At 70.9% G+C, this 15,961-nt stretch carries 13 protein-coding genes; 1 reads left to right on the top strand and 12 read right to left on the bottom strand.

The features are described from left to right. Nucleotides 1-41: 41 nt before the first annotated feature. From ACZ49J_RS16590 to ACZ49J_RS16555, 8 genes are all read right to left on the bottom strand, one after another. Entirely contained in the window at nt 42-1,442 is a 1,401-nt protein-coding gene (locus ACZ49J_RS16590) for a ThuA domain-containing protein (protein WP_467453575.1), read from the bottom strand. Between the two features lie 10 nt (nt 1,443-1,452). Further along, entirely contained in the window at nt 1,453-4,008 is a 2,556-nt protein-coding gene (locus ACZ49J_RS16585) for a PQQ-dependent sugar dehydrogenase (protein ID WP_467453574.1), read from the bottom strand. Nucleotides 4,009-4,174: 166 nt separating this feature from the next. Continuing rightward, the gene (locus ACZ49J_RS16580) at nt 4,175-5,179 is read right to left on the bottom strand and encodes a sugar phosphate isomerase/epimerase family protein (protein WP_467453573.1); all 1,005 of its coding nucleotides are present in this window, start codon (nt 5,177-5,179) and stop codon (nt 4,175-4,177) included. A 16-nt stretch (nt 5,180-5,195) separates the two neighbouring features. After that, a complete protein-coding gene (locus ACZ49J_RS16575) occupies nt 5,196-6,515 on the bottom strand; it encodes a Gfo/Idh/MocA family protein (protein ID WP_467453571.1) in 1,320 nt (439 codons plus the stop codon). A 97-nt stretch (nt 6,516-6,612) separates the two neighbouring features. Further along, complete coding sequence (locus tag ACZ49J_RS16570) at nt 6,613-7,650, bottom strand: substrate-binding domain-containing protein (protein ID WP_467453569.1); 1,038 nt, start codon at nt 7,648-7,650, stop codon at nt 6,613-6,615. Between the two features lie 20 nt (nt 7,651-7,670). After that, nucleotides 7,671-8,693, bottom strand: coding sequence for an ABC transporter permease (locus ACZ49J_RS16565; protein ID WP_467453568.1), 1,023 nt, complete (start codon nt 8,691-8,693; stop codon nt 7,671-7,673). After that, entirely contained in the window at nt 8,690-10,210 is a 1,521-nt protein-coding gene (locus ACZ49J_RS16560) for a sugar ABC transporter ATP-binding protein (RefSeq protein WP_467453566.1), read from the bottom strand. The genes ACZ49J_RS16565 and ACZ49J_RS16560 overlap by 4 nt, the downstream gene beginning before the upstream one ends. A gap of 115 nt (nt 10,211-10,325) precedes the next feature. Beyond that, nucleotides 10,326-11,507, bottom strand: a complete 1,182-nt coding sequence (locus tag ACZ49J_RS16555; RefSeq protein ID WP_467453565.1) for an ROK family transcriptional regulator — start codon at nt 11,505-11,507, stop codon at nt 10,326-10,328. Nucleotides 11,508-11,797: 290 nt separating this feature from the next. On the opposite strand from ACZ49J_RS16555, the gene ACZ49J_RS16550 reads away from it, so the two are divergent. Then, on the top strand, nt 11,798-12,247 hold the full coding sequence (locus ACZ49J_RS16550) for a PaaI family thioesterase (protein WP_467453564.1): 450 nt from the start codon (nt 11,798-11,800) through the stop codon (nt 12,245-12,247). Nucleotides 12,248-12,349: 102 nt separating this feature from the next. Here the strand turns inward: ACZ49J_RS16550 and ACZ49J_RS16545 are convergent, their stop codons facing one another. From ACZ49J_RS16545 to ACZ49J_RS16530, 4 genes are all read right to left on the bottom strand, one after another. After that, nucleotides 12,350-13,027, bottom strand: coding sequence for a GntR family transcriptional regulator (locus ACZ49J_RS16545; protein WP_467453563.1), 678 nt, complete (start codon nt 13,025-13,027; stop codon nt 12,350-12,352). 135 nt (nt 13,028-13,162) lie between these two features. Further along, nucleotides 13,163-14,101: a beta-ketoacyl-ACP synthase III gene (locus tag ACZ49J_RS16540; protein WP_467453561.1), complete on the bottom strand. Its 939-nt coding sequence runs from the start codon at nt 14,099-14,101 to the stop codon at nt 13,163-13,165. A 197-nt stretch (nt 14,102-14,298) separates the two neighbouring features. Beyond that, nucleotides 14,299-14,436: an MFS transporter small subunit gene (locus ACZ49J_RS16535; RefSeq protein ID WP_467453560.1), complete on the bottom strand. Its 138-nt coding sequence runs from the start codon at nt 14,434-14,436 to the stop codon at nt 14,299-14,301. Beyond that, the gene (locus ACZ49J_RS16530) at nt 14,402-15,739 is read right to left on the bottom strand and encodes an OFA family MFS transporter (RefSeq protein ID WP_467453559.1); all 1,338 of its coding nucleotides are present in this window, start codon (nt 15,737-15,739) and stop codon (nt 14,402-14,404) included. The genes ACZ49J_RS16535 and ACZ49J_RS16530 overlap by 35 nt, the downstream gene beginning before the upstream one ends. Nucleotides 15,740-15,961 lie beyond the last annotated feature (222 nt).

The following is a 15,961-nucleotide window of genomic DNA, read 5'->3' as shown; positions in this document are numbered from 1 at the left end:
AGACGGCGAGCGGGAGTCCGGCGTCCCCCGCCCGCCGTCGCTCAGTCGCCCTGCGAAGCCGTGGGTCCGGTGGACGCGGCGGACTTCGCGGGCAGTTCCTTGATCCGGATGTCACGGAAGGACACCTCGTCGTCGGCTCCGTGGTTCTGGATGCCGATGTGTCCGTCGGTGAGGCTCCGGGCCGGGTCGGTGTTGGTGAAGTCGTTGATCTGCACGCCGTTGAGATAGACGCGGAGGCGTTCGCCCTCCACGCGGATCTCGTAGGTGTTCCACTCCCCCGGCGGGTTCAGCGCACGGTCACGCTTCTTGAGATCGGCGGACTTGGAGCCGTACACCGCGCCTGTGGTGCGGTCGGCGGCGTCGGTCGCGTCGATCTGGATCTCGTAGCCGTTGTTGACGGCCGACCACGGGTCGTCCGAGGGCGGGAACCCCACGAACACGCCGGAGTTGTCGTCACCGGCCATCTTCCAGTCGAGCTTCAGCGAGTACGACCGGAAGTTGGACTCCGCGTACCAGAGCATGCCCATCCCGCCGGACGAGGTCAGCGTGCCGTCGTCGCTCAGCTCGAACGAGCCCGGTCCCGCCTGCCGCCATGCCGACAGGGACTCGGCCGTGCCGTCGAACAGCGACCGGTAGCCGTTCTCCGGGCGGCAGTCGGCCTGTGCCTCGCCCGTCGCCCACCGGATCCCGCCCAGCAGGTGCTGCCGGAAGGCGGGCTCGGCGTACGACTCCTTGGTGTGGCCGCCTCCGGTGTAGAAGGCGCGACCGCCCTGGTACTCCTGGCACCAGGCGATCGGGTGGTCGCCGTTCATGGTGCCGCCGGTGTAGGAGGACTCGTCGAGCGAGGCGAGGACGTGGGCTCTCTCCCGCGGGTTGGAGCGGTAGTTGTACCACTCGTCCGTGCGGGTCCAGGTCGCGGCCAGGCCCGAGGTGGCCGGGTGGGCCCGGTCCTCCACGTCGACCGTGGCGGGCTGGATCGCCGGGTGCGACTGGAAGTACGCCCCGGCGAGCCCGCCGTAGAAGGCCCAGTCGTACTCGGTGTCGGCGGCCGCGTGGACGCCCACATAGCCGCCGCCCCGCCGGATGTACCGTTCGAACGCGCCCTGTTGGGCCTCGTTCAGGACGTCACCCGTGGTCGAGAGGAAGACCACGGCGTCGTACCGGGAGAGGTTGCGCGCGGTGAAGGCGCCCGCGTCCTCGGTGGCGTCGACCGCGAAGCCGCCCGCGGCGCCCAGCTCCTTCACGGCCGCGATCCCTTCGGGGATGGAGTCGTGCCGGAAGCCGGCCGTCTTGGAGAACACCAGCACCCGGCTCACAGCACGAGATCCTCCATCGGTCGCGGCGCCCGTCCCGGAGCCCTGCGACGCCGCCGGTCCCGACAGGCATCCGATCAGCAGCGCGGCACCCACAACAGCCGTCGCCAGTCGTCCGGTTGCTCGCATGTCAGCCCCCTCAGCCCGCTGAAGACGCCGATGACGCCGAAGATGTCGTGAAGGTGAAGTCGTCCACGTCGAACAGGCCGCCGCTGCCGCTCCCCTTGAAGACCAGGTAGAGCGTGGTGGTGTCCCGCGGCGGCTTCGACAGGTTCGCGCTGACGTCCTGGAAGTTCTCCCAGCCGCCCGTCACCGGCACGGTCGCGGTGCCGAGCACCCGGCCGGTCGGTGAGCCGGCCCGGACCTCCAGCTTGCCGCCCGCGCCGCCGGAGGAGATCCGCGCGGTGATCTTCGTGGCGTTGGACAGCACGTACGGCTTGAAGGAGATCCAGTCGCCGTTCGAGATGTCGCCGACCGTCTTCCCGCCGTGTGCGGTCGCCTTCGCCTGGACGGTCACGCCCGAGGAGTCGCCGTAGTGCTCGGCCTGGCGGTGCTTGGGCTGGACCACGTTCTGGTCGTGGGTGGTCAGCGGTGCCTGCCCACCGCCGCCCAGGTCGGTGTACTCGGCGTCGAAGACCCCGAAGATGTTGGCGTCCTCGTCGTGGCCGCCGTCGGCGCTGGTCTGGATGGTGCCGGAGCAGCCGTTGGCCGTGGTCAGCGGGTGACCGTGGCTGTCGTGGCCGAGGACGAAGCTGACCTTCACCTTCGCGCAGTCGATCGACCTGCCGTCCTCCGGGTCGGTCACCCTCACCCTGAACGGCACGGCGTCACCGAAGCTGAACAGCTGTCCGTCCTTGGGGAGTTCCAGCGTCACCTTGGGCGCGGTGTTGCCGACGACGATCTGCACGCTCGCGCTTCCGGTGCGGCCGGAGGTGTCCTTGGCGGTGACGGTCGCCGTGTAGGTGCCGTTCTTCCTGTACGTGTGTGTGGGGTTGGCCGCGGTCGAGCTGCCCCCGTCGCCGAAGTCCCAGCTGTAGGTGAGCGCGTCGCCGTCCGCGTCCGACGTTCCGGCCGAGGAGAAGCGGACCCTCAGTGCCGCCTGTCCCGACGTGCGGTCGGCGGCCGCCTGGGCGACGGGCGAGTGGCCGTCGGTGGCGTTCTCGATGCGGTACAGGGCGGAGTTCTCGTCGCCGCCGAACCAGGAGACGCCGTAGTCGAGGACGTACAGGGCGCCGTCCGGGCCGAAGGCCATGTCCATGATCTGGGTGCCGGTCCAGGGTATGGAGTTGATGGACTGCACGGTTCCGTCGGCGTCCGAGGTGATCCGCTTGATCCAGCGCCGGCCGAACTCGCCCGCGAAGAAGTCACCGTCGTACGCCTCGGGGAACTTCACCGGGGAGTCGAGGGAGGCGTCGTAGTGGTAGACCGGGCCGCCCATGGGGGACTCGGAGCCGTCGCCGAACTCCGGTAGGGAGCCGCCGTCGTAGGGGATCCAGGCGGGCTGGGCCGGGGGAAGGTCGGTCAGCCCGGTGTTGTTCGGCGAGGTGTTCTTCGGGGCGGCGCAGTCGAAGGCCGAGCCCGAGGCGCCGGTGCCGAAGTCGTAGTCGATGTAGGCGTCGTTGTCTCCGGTGCAGTACGGCCAGCCGAAGTTGCCGGGGCCGGTGACACGTGCGAACTCGACCTGTCCGGCGGGGCCCCGCTTCGGGTCGGCGGCGCCGGCGTCGGGGCCGTAGTCGCCGACGTAGAGGATGCCCGTCTCCTGGTCGACGCTGAAGCGGAACGGGTTGCGGAAGCCCATCGCGTAGATCTCGGGGCGCGTCTTGTCCGTGCCGGGCGCGAAGAGGTTGCCGTCGGGTATGGAGTACGAGCCGTCGGCGTTCACCTTGATGCGCAGGATCTTGCCGCGCAGGTCGTTGGTGTTGCCGGAGGAGCGCTGGGCGTCGAAGGCCGGGTTGCGGTTCGCGCGCTCGTCGATGGGGGTGAAGCCGTCCGACTGGAACGGGTTGGTGTCGTCGCCCGTCGACAGGTAGAGGTTGCCGTCCTTGTCGAAGTCGATGTCGCCGCCGACGTGGCAGCACAGGCCGCGGGACGCCGGGATGTCGATGATCTTCTTCTCGCTCGCGGTGTCGAGCGTGCCGTCGGCCTTCAGGACGAAGCGCGAGAGGCGGTTGACGCCGTCGAAGGGCGCGAAGTCGGCGGCGGTACCGGTCTCGGGGGCGTCGCCCGCCGGGGTGTTCAGCGGGGGCGCGTAGTAGAGGTAGATGAAGCGGTTGTCGGCGAAGCCGGGGTCGACACCGACGCCCTGGAGGCCTTCCTCGTCGTGGGAGTACACGTCGAGCTTGCCCGCGAGTTTCGTGTTCCCGGCGGCGTCGGTGAGGCGGAGTTCGCCGTCGCGCGAGGTGTGCAGGACCGAGCGGTCGGGCAGGACGGCGAGCGACATGGGCTCGCCGACCTCGGGTTCGCCCTTGGCGAGGGTGACCTGCTGGAAGTCCTCGGCCGCGGCCGCCGCGCCGGAGGCGGCGGCTGCCTGCTCGGCGACGACCGCGCCGGCCGTGGGAGCGGTGAGGGAGAGCGAGGCGCCCGCGAGCAGCAGGCCGCTCAGCAGCGCGAGTGCCCCACGGGCCCTGCGGCCCCCACGGAATCTTGGTCGTCTGGTGCGGCTGGTGTTGTCCCTGATGTTGTCGTACGGGTGCACGAGATGCCTCCAGGAAGGGGCTGGTCGTACGGAGGTGTACGGGTGTGTGCGGTACGCCGGGGTGCGCCGTCACCCCGGAGGGAACCTGTGGCGGGACCTGGGAGGTCCCGGAGGGATCGGCGCTCCGGGATGCGCCGTCACCCCGGAGTCACCTGGTGGGAACGTGCTAGTCGTTGCCGCCGAACGCCGCGTCGAACGATGCCGTCGGCGGCTCGAAGTCGAACGCCTTGAGCCGGGTCAGGGCTTCGGGAGCGCCCTGGAGCCGGTCCATGCCGGCGTCCTCCCACTCGACGGAGACCGGGCCCTTGTAGTCGATGGAGCGGAGCATCCGGAAGACGTCCTCCCAGGGGACGTCACCGTGCCCGGCCGACACGAAGTCCCAGCCGCGGCGCGGGTCGCCCCACGGCAGGTGGGAGCCGAGGCGGCCGTTGCGTCCGTCGAGGCGTTTGCGGGCCTCCTTGCAGTCCACGTGGTAGATCCGGTCGCGGAAGTCCCACAGGAAGCCGACCGGGTCGAGGTCCTGCCACACGAAGTGCGAGGGGTCGAAGTTCAGGCCGAAGGCGGGACGACGGTCAACCGCTTCCAGCGCGCGGTGCGTTGTCCAGTAGTCGTACGCGATCTCGCTCGGGTGGACCTCGTGGGCGAACCGCACGCCCTGCGCGTCGAAGACGTCGAGGATCGGGTTCCAGCGGGTCGCGAAGTCCTCGTATCCGCGCTCGATCATGGACTCCGGCGCGGGCGGGAACATGGCGACCAGGTGCCAGATCGCCGAGCCGGTGAAGCCGATGACGGTGTCGACGCCGAAGGCCGCGGCGGCCCGCGCCGTGTCGGCCATCTCGGCCGCGGCCCGCTGCCGTACGCCCTCGGGCTCGCCGTCGCCCCAGATGCGGGCGGGCAGGATGGCCTGGTGGCGTTCGTCGATGATGGCGTCGCAGACGGCCTGGCCGACCAGGTGGTTGGATATCGCCCAGCACTTGAGGCCGTACTTCCCCAGCAACTCGTGGCGCGAGTCGACGTACGACGGGTCCGCGAGCGCCTTGTCCACCTCGAAGTGGGCGCCCCAGCAGGCGAGTTCGAGGCCGTCGTAGCCGAAGTCGCGGGCGAGGCGGCAGACCTCTTCCAGGGGCAGGTCGGCCCACTGGCCGGTGAAGAGCGTGAAGGTGCGCGGCATGCTCCGGGTCCCTTCCTCAGACCGCGATGGGTGTGTAGACGGAGTTCTTCTCGGCGCTCTCCTCGACCGCCGCGAGGACGCGCTGGACCTGCAGCCCGTCGGCGAAGGAGGGCTGTGGCGCACGGCCCTCGGCGATCGCGTGGACGAGGTCGCGGGCCTGGTGGACGAAGGAGTGCTCGTAGCCGAGGCCGTGGCCCGGCGGCCACCAGGCCTCCAGGTACGGGTGGTCGGGTTCGGTGACGAGGATGCGGCGGAAACCGGCGTGTGCCCCGGGTTCCGTGGCGTCGTGGTAGGCGAGTTCGTTGAGGCGCTCCAGGTCGAAGGCCAGCGAGCCGCGCTCGCCGTTCAGTTCGATGCGCAGGGCGTTCTTGCGGCCGGTGGCGTACCGGGTGGCCTCGAAGGAGGCGAGCGCGCCGGAGGTGAACCGGCCGGTGAACAGGGCCGCGTCGTCCACGGTGACCTGTCCGGTGCCGGCGGACGACACGGAGGACAGGCCGCTGGTGGCGCCGACGGGCAGGGGCCGTTCCCGTACGAACGTCTCGGTGAGCGCGGACACTCCGGCGAGCCGCTCCCCCGCCAGGTACTGCGCGAGGTCGACGATGTGCGCTCCCAGGTCGCCGAGCGAGCCGGAGCCGGCCGACTCCCTGCGCAGCCGCCAGGTGAGCGGGAACTGAGGGTCCACCAGCCAGTCCTGAAGGTACGTCACCCGTACGTGCCGCAGGGTGCCGAGCCGGCCCTCGGCCACCATCCGCCGGGCCAGGGCGGTGGCGGGCACCCGGCGGTAGTTGAAGCCGACCATCGCCAACTGGCCGCGCCCGTGGGCCGCTTCGGCCGCCTCCGCCATCGCCTCGGCCTCGGCGACGGTGTTGGCGAGGGGTTTCTCGCACAGCACGTGCTTGCCGGCGGCGAGCGCGGCGAGGGCGATCTCGGCGTGGCTGTCGCCGGGGGTGCAGATGTCGACGATGTCGACGTCGTCGCGTTCGATCAGGGCGCGCCAGTCGGTTTCGGCCGCAGCCCATCCGTGCCGGTCCGCCGCCGCGCGCACGGCGGCCGCGTCCCGGCCGCAGATCGCGGCGAGGACCGGACGGCTCGGCAGGTCGAAGACGCGGCCCGCGGTGCGCCAGCCCTGGGAGTGGGCGGCACCCATGAAGGCGTAGCCGACCATGCCGACGCCGAGCGTGGGCTTGGCGGCGGTCGCTCCCGCGCTGCCCCCGGCTCCGGCCCTTGCGCCGGTGTCCGCCTCGGCCGTGTCCGCCTCGGTCGCGACCGCCGCCCCGGCCGTGGCTGCCGTCGCGGCACCCGCCTCGGCTTCGTCGGGCTGCTGCGGCTGTCCCATACGGAGGTCCTCCTCAGTTCGTCATGGCGCGGTGGGGGGTGGGTCCTGGCCCGCGGGTCACGCGGTCACGCCGGCCGGACCCGCGGGGCAGGGCGCATCACTTGAAGCCGGTGGACATGTACTGGTCGACGTTGTCCTTGTCGACGACCGCCGAGTACAGCGTCAGCGAGGCCGGGATCTCGAATTCGGCGAGACCGCTCACGCCCTTGCCCTGGCCGAGGGCGCGGGCGAGGTCGATCGCGGACGCGGCCATGGTCGGCGGGTAGAGCACGGTCGCCTTGAGGACGCCGTCGTCCTTCTTGATGGCCTGGAACGCGGACAGGGCGCCCGCGCCGCCGACCATCAGGAAGTCGTCGCGCCCGGCCTGTTCGATGGCCCGCAGCGCACCCACGCCCTGGTCGTCGTCGTGGTTCCACAGCGCGTCGAACTTCGACTGCGCCTGGAGGAGTTGGGCCATCTTGGCCTGCCCCGACTCGACGGTGAAGTCGGCGGCCTGGCGGGCCACCTTCCGGATGTTGGGGTAGTTCTTCAGGGCGTCGTCGAAGCCCTTGGTGCGCTGCTTGGTGAGCTCCAGGTTGTCGAGGCCGGCGAGTTCGATGACGCGGGCGTTCGACTTCCCCTTGAGCTTCTCGCCGATGTAGTGACCGGCGTTGAGGCCCATGCCGTAGTTGTCGCCACCGATCCAGCAGCGGTACGCCTGCGGGGAGTTGAAGATGCGGTCCAGGTTCACCACGGGGATGCCGGCCCGCATCGCCTTCAGGCCGACCTGGGTGAGCGCCTTGCCGTCGGCGGGCAGCACGACCAGGACGTCGACCTTCTTGTTGATGAGGGTCTCGATCTGGCCGATCTGCTGCGCGGTGTCGTTGGAGCCCTCGGTGATCTCCAGTGTGACGTCCGCGTACTTCTTCGCGCGGCTCTTGGCGTTGTCGTTGATGGCGTTGAGCCAGCCGTGGTCGGCCTGCGGCCCGGCGAAGCCGATCGTGACCTTCTTGCCGGGTTTGTCGTCGGCGGCCGGCTGGTCGTTCGCCGCGGGCTCGTCGTCGGTCTCGTTGCTGGTGCAGCCGGCGAGGAGGGCGCCGGCCGAGACGGCGGCGGTCCCGAAGAGCAGTCCTCTGCGGCTCGTGAGGTGTGCCATGGCGTGGGGCCCTTCCCTTGTCAGGTCGTCGTGTTCGCCGTACGTCGCTGGACCAGGACCGCGGCGACGATGATCGCGCCCTTGGCGATCTGCTGGACGTCGCTCTGGAGGTTGTTCAGCGCGAAGATGTTGGTGATCGTCGTGAAGATCAGGACGCCGAGCACGGAGCCGGTGATGGTGCCGCGTCCGCCGCTGAGCAGGGTGCCGCCGATGATCGCGGCCGCGATGGCGTCGAGTTCGTAGAGGTTGCCGTTGGTGTTCTGGCCCGAGCCGGACAGCACGATCAGCAGGAACGCGGCGATACCGCAGCACAGCCCGGAAAGCAGGTACAGGTACAGCCGCTGGCGCCGGACGTCGATGCCGGCCAGTCGTGCCGCCTCCGCGTTGCCGCCGACCGCGACCGTGCGCCGACCGAACGTCGTGCGGTTCAGCACGAGCCAGCCGATGACCGTCACGACGGCGAAGACGAGGACGAGCGGCGGGACGCCGAGCACGTACGCGTCGCGCTCGCCGAGGTCCAGGATGCCGTCGACGGTGACGATCTGGGTCTTGCCGTCGGTGATCTGGAGGGCGAGCCCGCGGGCCGAGGCGAGCATGGCGAGCGTGGCGATGAAGGGGACCATCCCGCCGTACGCGATGAGGAGTCCGTTCACCAGGCCGCACCCGACGCCGACGATCACCGCGGTGAAGAGGATGCCGGCGAACCCGTACTCCTGCGTGGCCACGGTCGTCGCCCACACGGAGGCGAGCGCGACGATCGCGCCGACGGAGAGGTCGATGCCGCCGGAGGTGATGACGAAGGTCATGCCGACGGTGACGACACCGATGACCGAGGCCTGGGTGAGGACGAGCTGGAGGTTGCGCGTGTCGAGGAACTCGTCGGGCTTGGTGATGCCGCCGATGAGGATCAGCGCGGCGAGGACACCGAGGAGGGAGAGGGTGCGGACGTCGGCGCGGGCGATCCGGCCGCGCCAGGCGGGGGGTTGGCCCACCGGCGGCACCTTGCCGGTGTTGTCCCGCGGAGGGGAGGCGTGCTGCGTCATGACGCCGGGCTTCCTTCCATGACCAGGTCGAGTACGCGGTGTTCGTCGAGTTCGCGGGCGGGCGCGGTGTGGACGACGCGGCCCTCGCGGAGCACGAGGACGCGGTCGGCGAGGCCGAGCACTTCGGGGACCTCGCTGGAGACCAGCAGCACGGCCAGTCCCTCGTCGGCGAGACGGCGGACGACCGCGTACAGCTCGGCGCGGGCGCCGACGTCGACGCCGCGGGTGGGCTCGTCGAGCAGCAGGACGCGGCAACCGCGCAGCAGCCAGCGGGCGAGGACGGCCTTCTGCTGGTTGCCGCCGGAGAGGGTGCGCACCGGCACGGACGGGTTGTCGGGCCGCAGCGACAGTTCCCGTGTCGCGGCCCGCGCGGCCCCGAGTTCGGCGCGCCGGTCGATCCATCCCCCGCGGGAGAAGCGGGACATGGACGACACGGAGACGTTTCGGGTGACGGACTCCAGCATCAGCAGCGCCTGCGCCTTGCGCTCCTCGGGCGCCAGTCCGAGTCCCGCGCCGACGGCGGCCCGTACGCTGCCGAGGCGCAACGGCCGTCCGTCGACGAGGACCTGACCGGCCGCCGGTTTGCGGGCGCCGTAGATCGTCTCCAGGATCTCCGACCGCCCCGAGCCGACGAGTCCGGCGAGGCCCACGATCTCGCCGGGGCGGACCTCCAGGTCGAAGGGCGCGAACTCGCCGTCGCGGGCCAGCCCCCGCACCTGGAGGATCGGCGTCGCTCCCGCGGGCGGCGCGGGGGGCCGGTCCGGGAAGACGTACTCGACGTTCCGTCCCGTCATCAGCGCCACGACCTCGCGCGTCGGCGTGGACTTCGCGGGCAGCCCGCCCGCCACGGCGCGCCCGTCCTTCAGGACGGTCACGCGGTCGCCGATGCGGCGGATCTCCTCCAGGCGGTGCGAGATGTAGACGACGGCGACCCCGGCGGCGGTCAGGTCGCCCACGATCCGGAACAGGTTGTCCACCTCGTCCGGGTCGAGCGCGGCGGACGGCTCGTCCATGACGATGAGGCGTACGTCGTGGGAGAGCGCCCTGGCCATGGAGACGATCTGCTGCTGGGCGGCGGACAGGTCACCGACGAGCCGGGCGGGATCGATCTCCGAGTGCCCAAGTCGCCCCAGCAGGGCGGCTGTCGACTCCTTCGCCGCCTTTCCCCGGACGACGAAGCCGGCGGCCGTCGGTTCGTGGCCGAGGTGGACGTTCTCGGCCACCGACAGGCCTTCCACCAGGTCGAGTTCCTGGTAGATGGTGGCGATGCCCAGGCGCATCGCGGCGATCGGGGACTTGAGCACGACGGGTTCGCCGCGCCAGGTGATCGTGCCGTCGTCGGGCTGGTGGGCGCCCGCGAGGACCTTGATGAGCGTGGACTTCCCGGCGCCGTTCTGGCCGAGCAGGCAGTGCACTTCGCCGGCCTGGACGTCGAGGTCGACGCCGTCCAGCGCCCGGACTCCGGGGAACGACTTGGTGATGCCGGACATGGTGAGCAGCGGTGGTTCTGGTGCCATGACGGTTCCCCTTGGCGGGCGTGCGGGCCGGTTTCAGGGCGGAACTGGACAGGACAGGGCAGAGCAGAGCGAGGGCGCTGTACTGGTGAGCCGAGCCGGGTACTGCTGGAGCCGCTTACGCGGGTGAGAACAGGTGGTCGCTGATCAGCCGGGCTCCGCCGATGACTCCGGCGGTCGGGCCCAACTCCCCGAGAACGATGGGCAGGTTGCCGGTCGCGAGCGGCAGCGACTGGCGGTAGACCTGGGTGCGGATGGCGGCGAGCAAGGTGTGGCCGAGGCCGGTGACGCCGCCGCCGATCACCACGAGGCCCGGGTTGAAGAAGCTGACGAGTCCGGCGATGACCTGGCCGGTGCGGTTGCCGCCCTCGCGGATCAGGTCGAGCGCGGTGGCGTCGCCGGCCGCGGCCGCGGCGGCGACGTCGACGGCGGTGAGGCCGCCGCCCACCTCAAGGCGGGAGGCCAGTTCCGCCGAGAGTCCCTGCTGGGCCGCCTCGGTGGCGTCGCGGGCGAGTGCGGCGCCGCTGAAGTAGGCCTCCAGGCAGCCCCGGTTGCCGCAGGCGCACGGCCGTCCGTCCGGCACCGCCACGATGTGTCCGATGTCGCCCGCGCTGCCCGTCGTACCGCGGTACACCTCACCGCCGACGACGATGCCGCAGCCGATACCGGTTCCGATCTTGACGCAGAGGAAGTCGCCCACGGAGCGCGCCACGCCCGCGTGCTGCTCCCCCGTCGCCATCAGGTTCACGTCGTTGTCGACCATGACCGGACAGCCGAGTTCCTGGCTGAGCGCCTCCCGCACCGGGAACCCGTCCCAGCCCGGCATGATCGGCGGTGCCACCGGAACGCCTTCGGGGAAGCGGACCGGTCCGGGGACGCCGATGCCAGCGCCGTCGAACCCTTCCGCGAGCCCTGAGGCCTTCAACTTCGCTGCCATCGACAGGACTTGCTCGAAGACGGCGACGGGGCCTTCCCTCACGTCCATGGGCTGGTTGATGTGGCCGAGGATCTCCAGCTCCGCGTTGGTGACGGCGACGTCGATGGAGGTCGCGCCGATGTCGACGCCCAGGAAGCGGAGCCCGGGGGCGAGCCGGATGTTGTGGGAGCGGCGGCCGCCGCGCGAGGCGGCGAGTCCGTCGGCCACGACCAGGCCCGTCTCCAGCAGCCGGTCCACCTCGACGGCCAGCTTGGACCGCGAGAGGTCGACCTGGTCGCCGAGCTGGGCCCGGGAGCTCGGACCACCGTCCCGCAGCAGGCGCAGCAGCCGGGCCTGGTGCGTGTTCGCGGGTCGAGCCGTCATACGTCTCACGAGCCCCTCCCCGCCTCAACCGGCCTGCGTCCGTCGGGTTCCGGCCACATCTGTGTGGCCTTCTTTCGAGGGGAACGTAGCAGCGGCTGCCGCGAGTGGGAAGAAGTTGCGCAGGAATTGCCCACTACTTTTTCCACTCACAGGACAAAGACGGGTCGGATGCCCAGTGGCGGAGGCGGCTCCGGTCCCGGCCCGGCCCTTACTTCGGAGGTAATCGACGGCGGCGGTGGAGCTCGGTCACCGTAGTGGCGTCCGCGTTTGCCTCACGGAAGGTCGCCGCCATGGCCTCGCGCCCCGAAGTCCCGTCCACCGAAGTGCTGTCGGCATCCGTGCCCTTCGCCGTCGACCTGGGTGTCGCGCTGACGGAGGCCGGGCCGGAGGGTGTCCGGGCCACCCTGCCGTGGTCGCCGCGGCTGTGCACGGTGGGTGGCGTGATGCATGGTGGTGCGCTGATGACGCTGGCGGACACCGTGGGTGCGGTGTGTGCGTTTCTCAACCTGCCGCCGGGGGCGGCCACGTCCACGGTCGAGTCGAAGACGAACTTCTTCCGGGCGGTGCGGGCGGGTTCGGTGCGGGCGGGGGCGCGGCCGCTTCATGTGGGCCGGTCCTTCGTCGTGGTGCAGACGGAGTTGTACGGCGACGACGGGCGGGCGGTGGGGCAGAGTACGCAGACGCAGGCGGTGTTGGGTGGGGGCGACGGGACTCGTCTGCCCGGTTCTGCCGGTGGCTGAGTGCGGGTGCGTTGTGGCTTGTCGCGCAGTTCCCCGCGCCCCTGAACAGCACGGGGCGCACCAGTAGCCGCGTCCTACGGACCGATACCCGGCTCCGGATCCCTACGACCGCGGACGTGCGTGATACGTCCTGCGCGTGTGTTCCGTGTGGGTGCGCATGATTTCGGTGGCGCGCTGTTCGTCACGGGCTGCGATCGCGGCGATCAGGTCGCGGTGCTCGTTCCAGGACTGCTGTCCGCGCTGCCGGGCCACCGGGGTGTAGTACCAGCGGACGCGGCGGTCGACCTGGGCGGCGAGTTCGGCGAGGACCGCGTTGCCGGCGAGTTCCATGACCTTGGCGTGGAAGCGGGCGTTCATCGCGACCGCGCCGTCCACGTCGTCGGCCTCGACGGCGCGCTCACCCTCGGCGCACAGCTCCTCCAGCGCCGTGATGCCCGCCGTGCCCGCGTTGGCGGCGGCGAGCCGGGCCGCCTCGGCCTCCAGCAGCGTGCGCACCGTGAGGAGTTGGTCCGCCTCCTCCTCGGTCGGCTCGTGCACGAACGCGCCCTGGGCGGGCCGCAGGTCGACCCAGCCCTCGGTGTTGAGCCGCTGCAGGGCCTCGCGCACCGGCTGCCGCGACACGCCGAGGTGGCCCGCGAGTTCACTCTCGACCAGATGCTGGCCCGGCTGGAGGGCGCGGGTCGTGATGAGTTCGAGGAGCGCTTCGTAGACACGGTCGCGCAGCGGGCCGGGCCGTTCGAGCCTGGGCACGGCCCCCTGCGGCAGTCCTGTCGACAACATCGCGGTCCCCCTCTTGGGCAGGGCCGTGCACGGCAGCGGAAAGTCAGTATCGATTGTCTTTCGTCTACAGTCTACGGTGCGCCGATGCCAGGGCCGCGGGCAGTTGGACTCGTCACACCCCGCGGTACGGCGACCTCACGGACAGTGGACGACCTGCCCCGCGTACGACAGGTTCCCGCCGAAGCCGAACAGCAGCACGGGGTCCCCGGTGGAGATCTCGCCGTGCTCGACCAGCTTGGACAGGGCCAGCGGGATGCTCGCCGCCGAGGTGTTCCCGGAGTCGGTCACGTCCCGGGCCACCACGGCGTTCACCGCGCCGATCTTCTCCGCGAGCGGTTCGATGATCCGCAGGTTGGCCTGGTGCAGGACGACAGCGGCGAGTTCCGAGGGGGCGAGGCCCGCCCGCTCGCACACCTTCCGGGCGATGGCCGGCAGCTGGGTGGTCGCCCAGCGGTACACGCTCTGCCCCTCCTGCGCGAACCGCGGAGGCGTCCCCTCGATGCGTACGGCGTGTCCCATCTCGGGCACGGAGCCCCAGAACACCGGTCCGATGCCGGGCTCGTCGGCGCCCTCGATGACGGCGGCCCCCGCCCCGTCGCCCACGAGCACGCAGGTCGTGCGGTCGGTCCAGTCCGTCACGTCGGACATCTTGTCGGCGCCGACGACCAGGGCGCGGGTCGCCGATCCCGCGCGGACGGCGTGGTCGGCGGTGGCGAGCGCGTGGGTGAAGCCGGCGCACACGACGTTGACGTCCATGGCGGCCGGGGAGGGGATGCCGAGGCGGGCGGCGACCCGGGCCGCGGTGTTCGGGGAGCGGTCGACGGCGGTGGAGGTGGCGACCACGACCAGGTCGACGGCGTCCGGGGCGAGGCCCGCGGCGGCGAGCGCCTTGGCGGCGGCGTGCGAGGCCAGCTCGTCCACGGGCTCGTCGGGTCCGGCGATGTGGCGCGTGCGGATGCCCACCCGGGACCTGATCCACGCGTCACTGGTGTCGACCATGCCCGCCAGGTCCTCGTTGGTGAGCACCTTGGCGGGCTGGTAGTGGCCGACGGCGGCGATGCGGGTGCCGTTCATGGGTGGGTGTCCCCCTCGTTGCCTTGGGTAGCGGGATCCACCAGTCTGATCAGTGACTCACGGGTACGAGGGCACGTGCAGACACAGGAATGGGGCGGCGGGGTTGTGGGCTTCTGTCAGAGCCTGGAAGCCCGAACAGTCGTCCACGGGACTGCGGTGCGCACCCCGGTCGGCGAGGACGACTCACCCTGTCGCGCTCATCCCGTGAACAACTGCGTCGCCTTCCGCACGAGTTCGTACAGGCCGTAGCAGAGCGGCAGCCCGACCCACAGCCAGGAGACGGCGATCAGGGCGCGCCGGTCAGGCGGATTCTGGCTGCTGTCGCTGGACGGCATCGGCGGTGGCCTCCTTCGGTGCGGGGATGTGGTGGCGGGCGTGGACGGGCCGGACGAACTCGTTGGCGACGAAGCCGACGACGAGCAGCCCGATCATGATGAAGAAGGACAGGCCGTAGAGCGACGAGCCGTGCTTGCCCGCCGCCTCCTGCCGGTCCGCGATCCAGTTCACGATCAGCGGCCCGAGGACTCCGGCCGTGGACCAGGCGGTGAGCAGCCGACCGTGGATCGCGCCGACCTGGTAGGTGCCGAACAGGTCTTTCAGGTACGCCGGAATGGTCGCGAAGCCGCCACCGTAGAACGAGAGGATCACCAGCGCGCTGACGATGAACAGCGGCTTGGAAGCGTCTCCGAACAGTGCGATCAGCAGGTACATCAGCGCGCCGACGCCCAGGTAGACGCGGTAGATGTTCTTCCGTCCGATCAGGTCGGACGTGGACGACCAGCAGATGCGACCCGCCATGTTGGCCGCCGACAGCAGGGCGACGAACCCGGCGGCCGCGGTGGCGGACACCGGCGTCGATGAGTCGGCGAAGAAGTCCGTGATCATGGGGGCGGCCTTCTCCAGGATGCCGATGCCCGCGGTCACGTTCATGCAGAGCACGAGCCACAGGCACCAGAACTGCGGCGTGCGGATCGCGCTCCGCGCCGAGACCTGCACCCCGTCGAAGGGGCTCGGCCCCGACGCCACCGGCTTCTCGCTCCTCGGCACGCGTACGAGCAGGACGCCGAGCGACATGAAGACCGCGTACGCCAGCCCGTGCACGAGGAAGGCGAGCGCGATTCCGGACGGGTCGGCGCCGAAGGACTCCAGCATCTGCGCGGACCAGGGTGAGGCGATGAGGGCGCCGCCGCCGAAGCCCATGATGGCGATGCCGGTGGCCATGCCGGGCCTGTCCGGGAACCACTTGATCAGCGTCGAGACGGGCGAGATGTAGCCGATGCCGAGCCCGATGCCGCCGATGAAGCCGTAACCGAGCACGATCAGCCAGTACTGCTCCACGGCGGCGCCGAGGGCCGAGATCAGGAATCCGGAGGAGAAGCAGATCAGGGCCACGGTCATCGCCCAGCGCGGACCGTTGCGCTCCACGAGCGTGCCGCCGAACGCGGCGGACAGGCCGAGCATGACGATGCCGAGCTGGAACGGCAGCGCGCTCTGCGTTCCGCTGAGGCCGAGTGCGGACTCCAGCGGCGGCTTGAACACGCTCCAGGCGTAGGCCTGTCCGATGGAGAGGTGGACCGAGAGAGCGGCCGGAGGGACGAGCCAGCGGCTCCAGCCGGGTGGTGCTACAGGAGGGCTCATGATCCCGAACGATAGGAACCGGCCCGGGAGTTGGAAAGCAGGACGGGTCAAGTCGCCGACCGTATGCGGTGAGCGGTGTGCCGGGCGCGACGAACGGTCGCCGGGGCGGGACGAGCGGTCACGGGGACCACGGCCGGGAACGAGCGGTCCCGGCGGCGCCGGCGGGCGGTGCACCGGGTTCCGTCAGCGGGACGGTCCGGCCCGCCGTCAGTTCCTCCGCGC

Source organism: Streptomyces sp. NPDC030840, from assembly GCF_055572015.1.
This window is presented reverse-complemented; position numbering and strand designations above follow the sequence as displayed.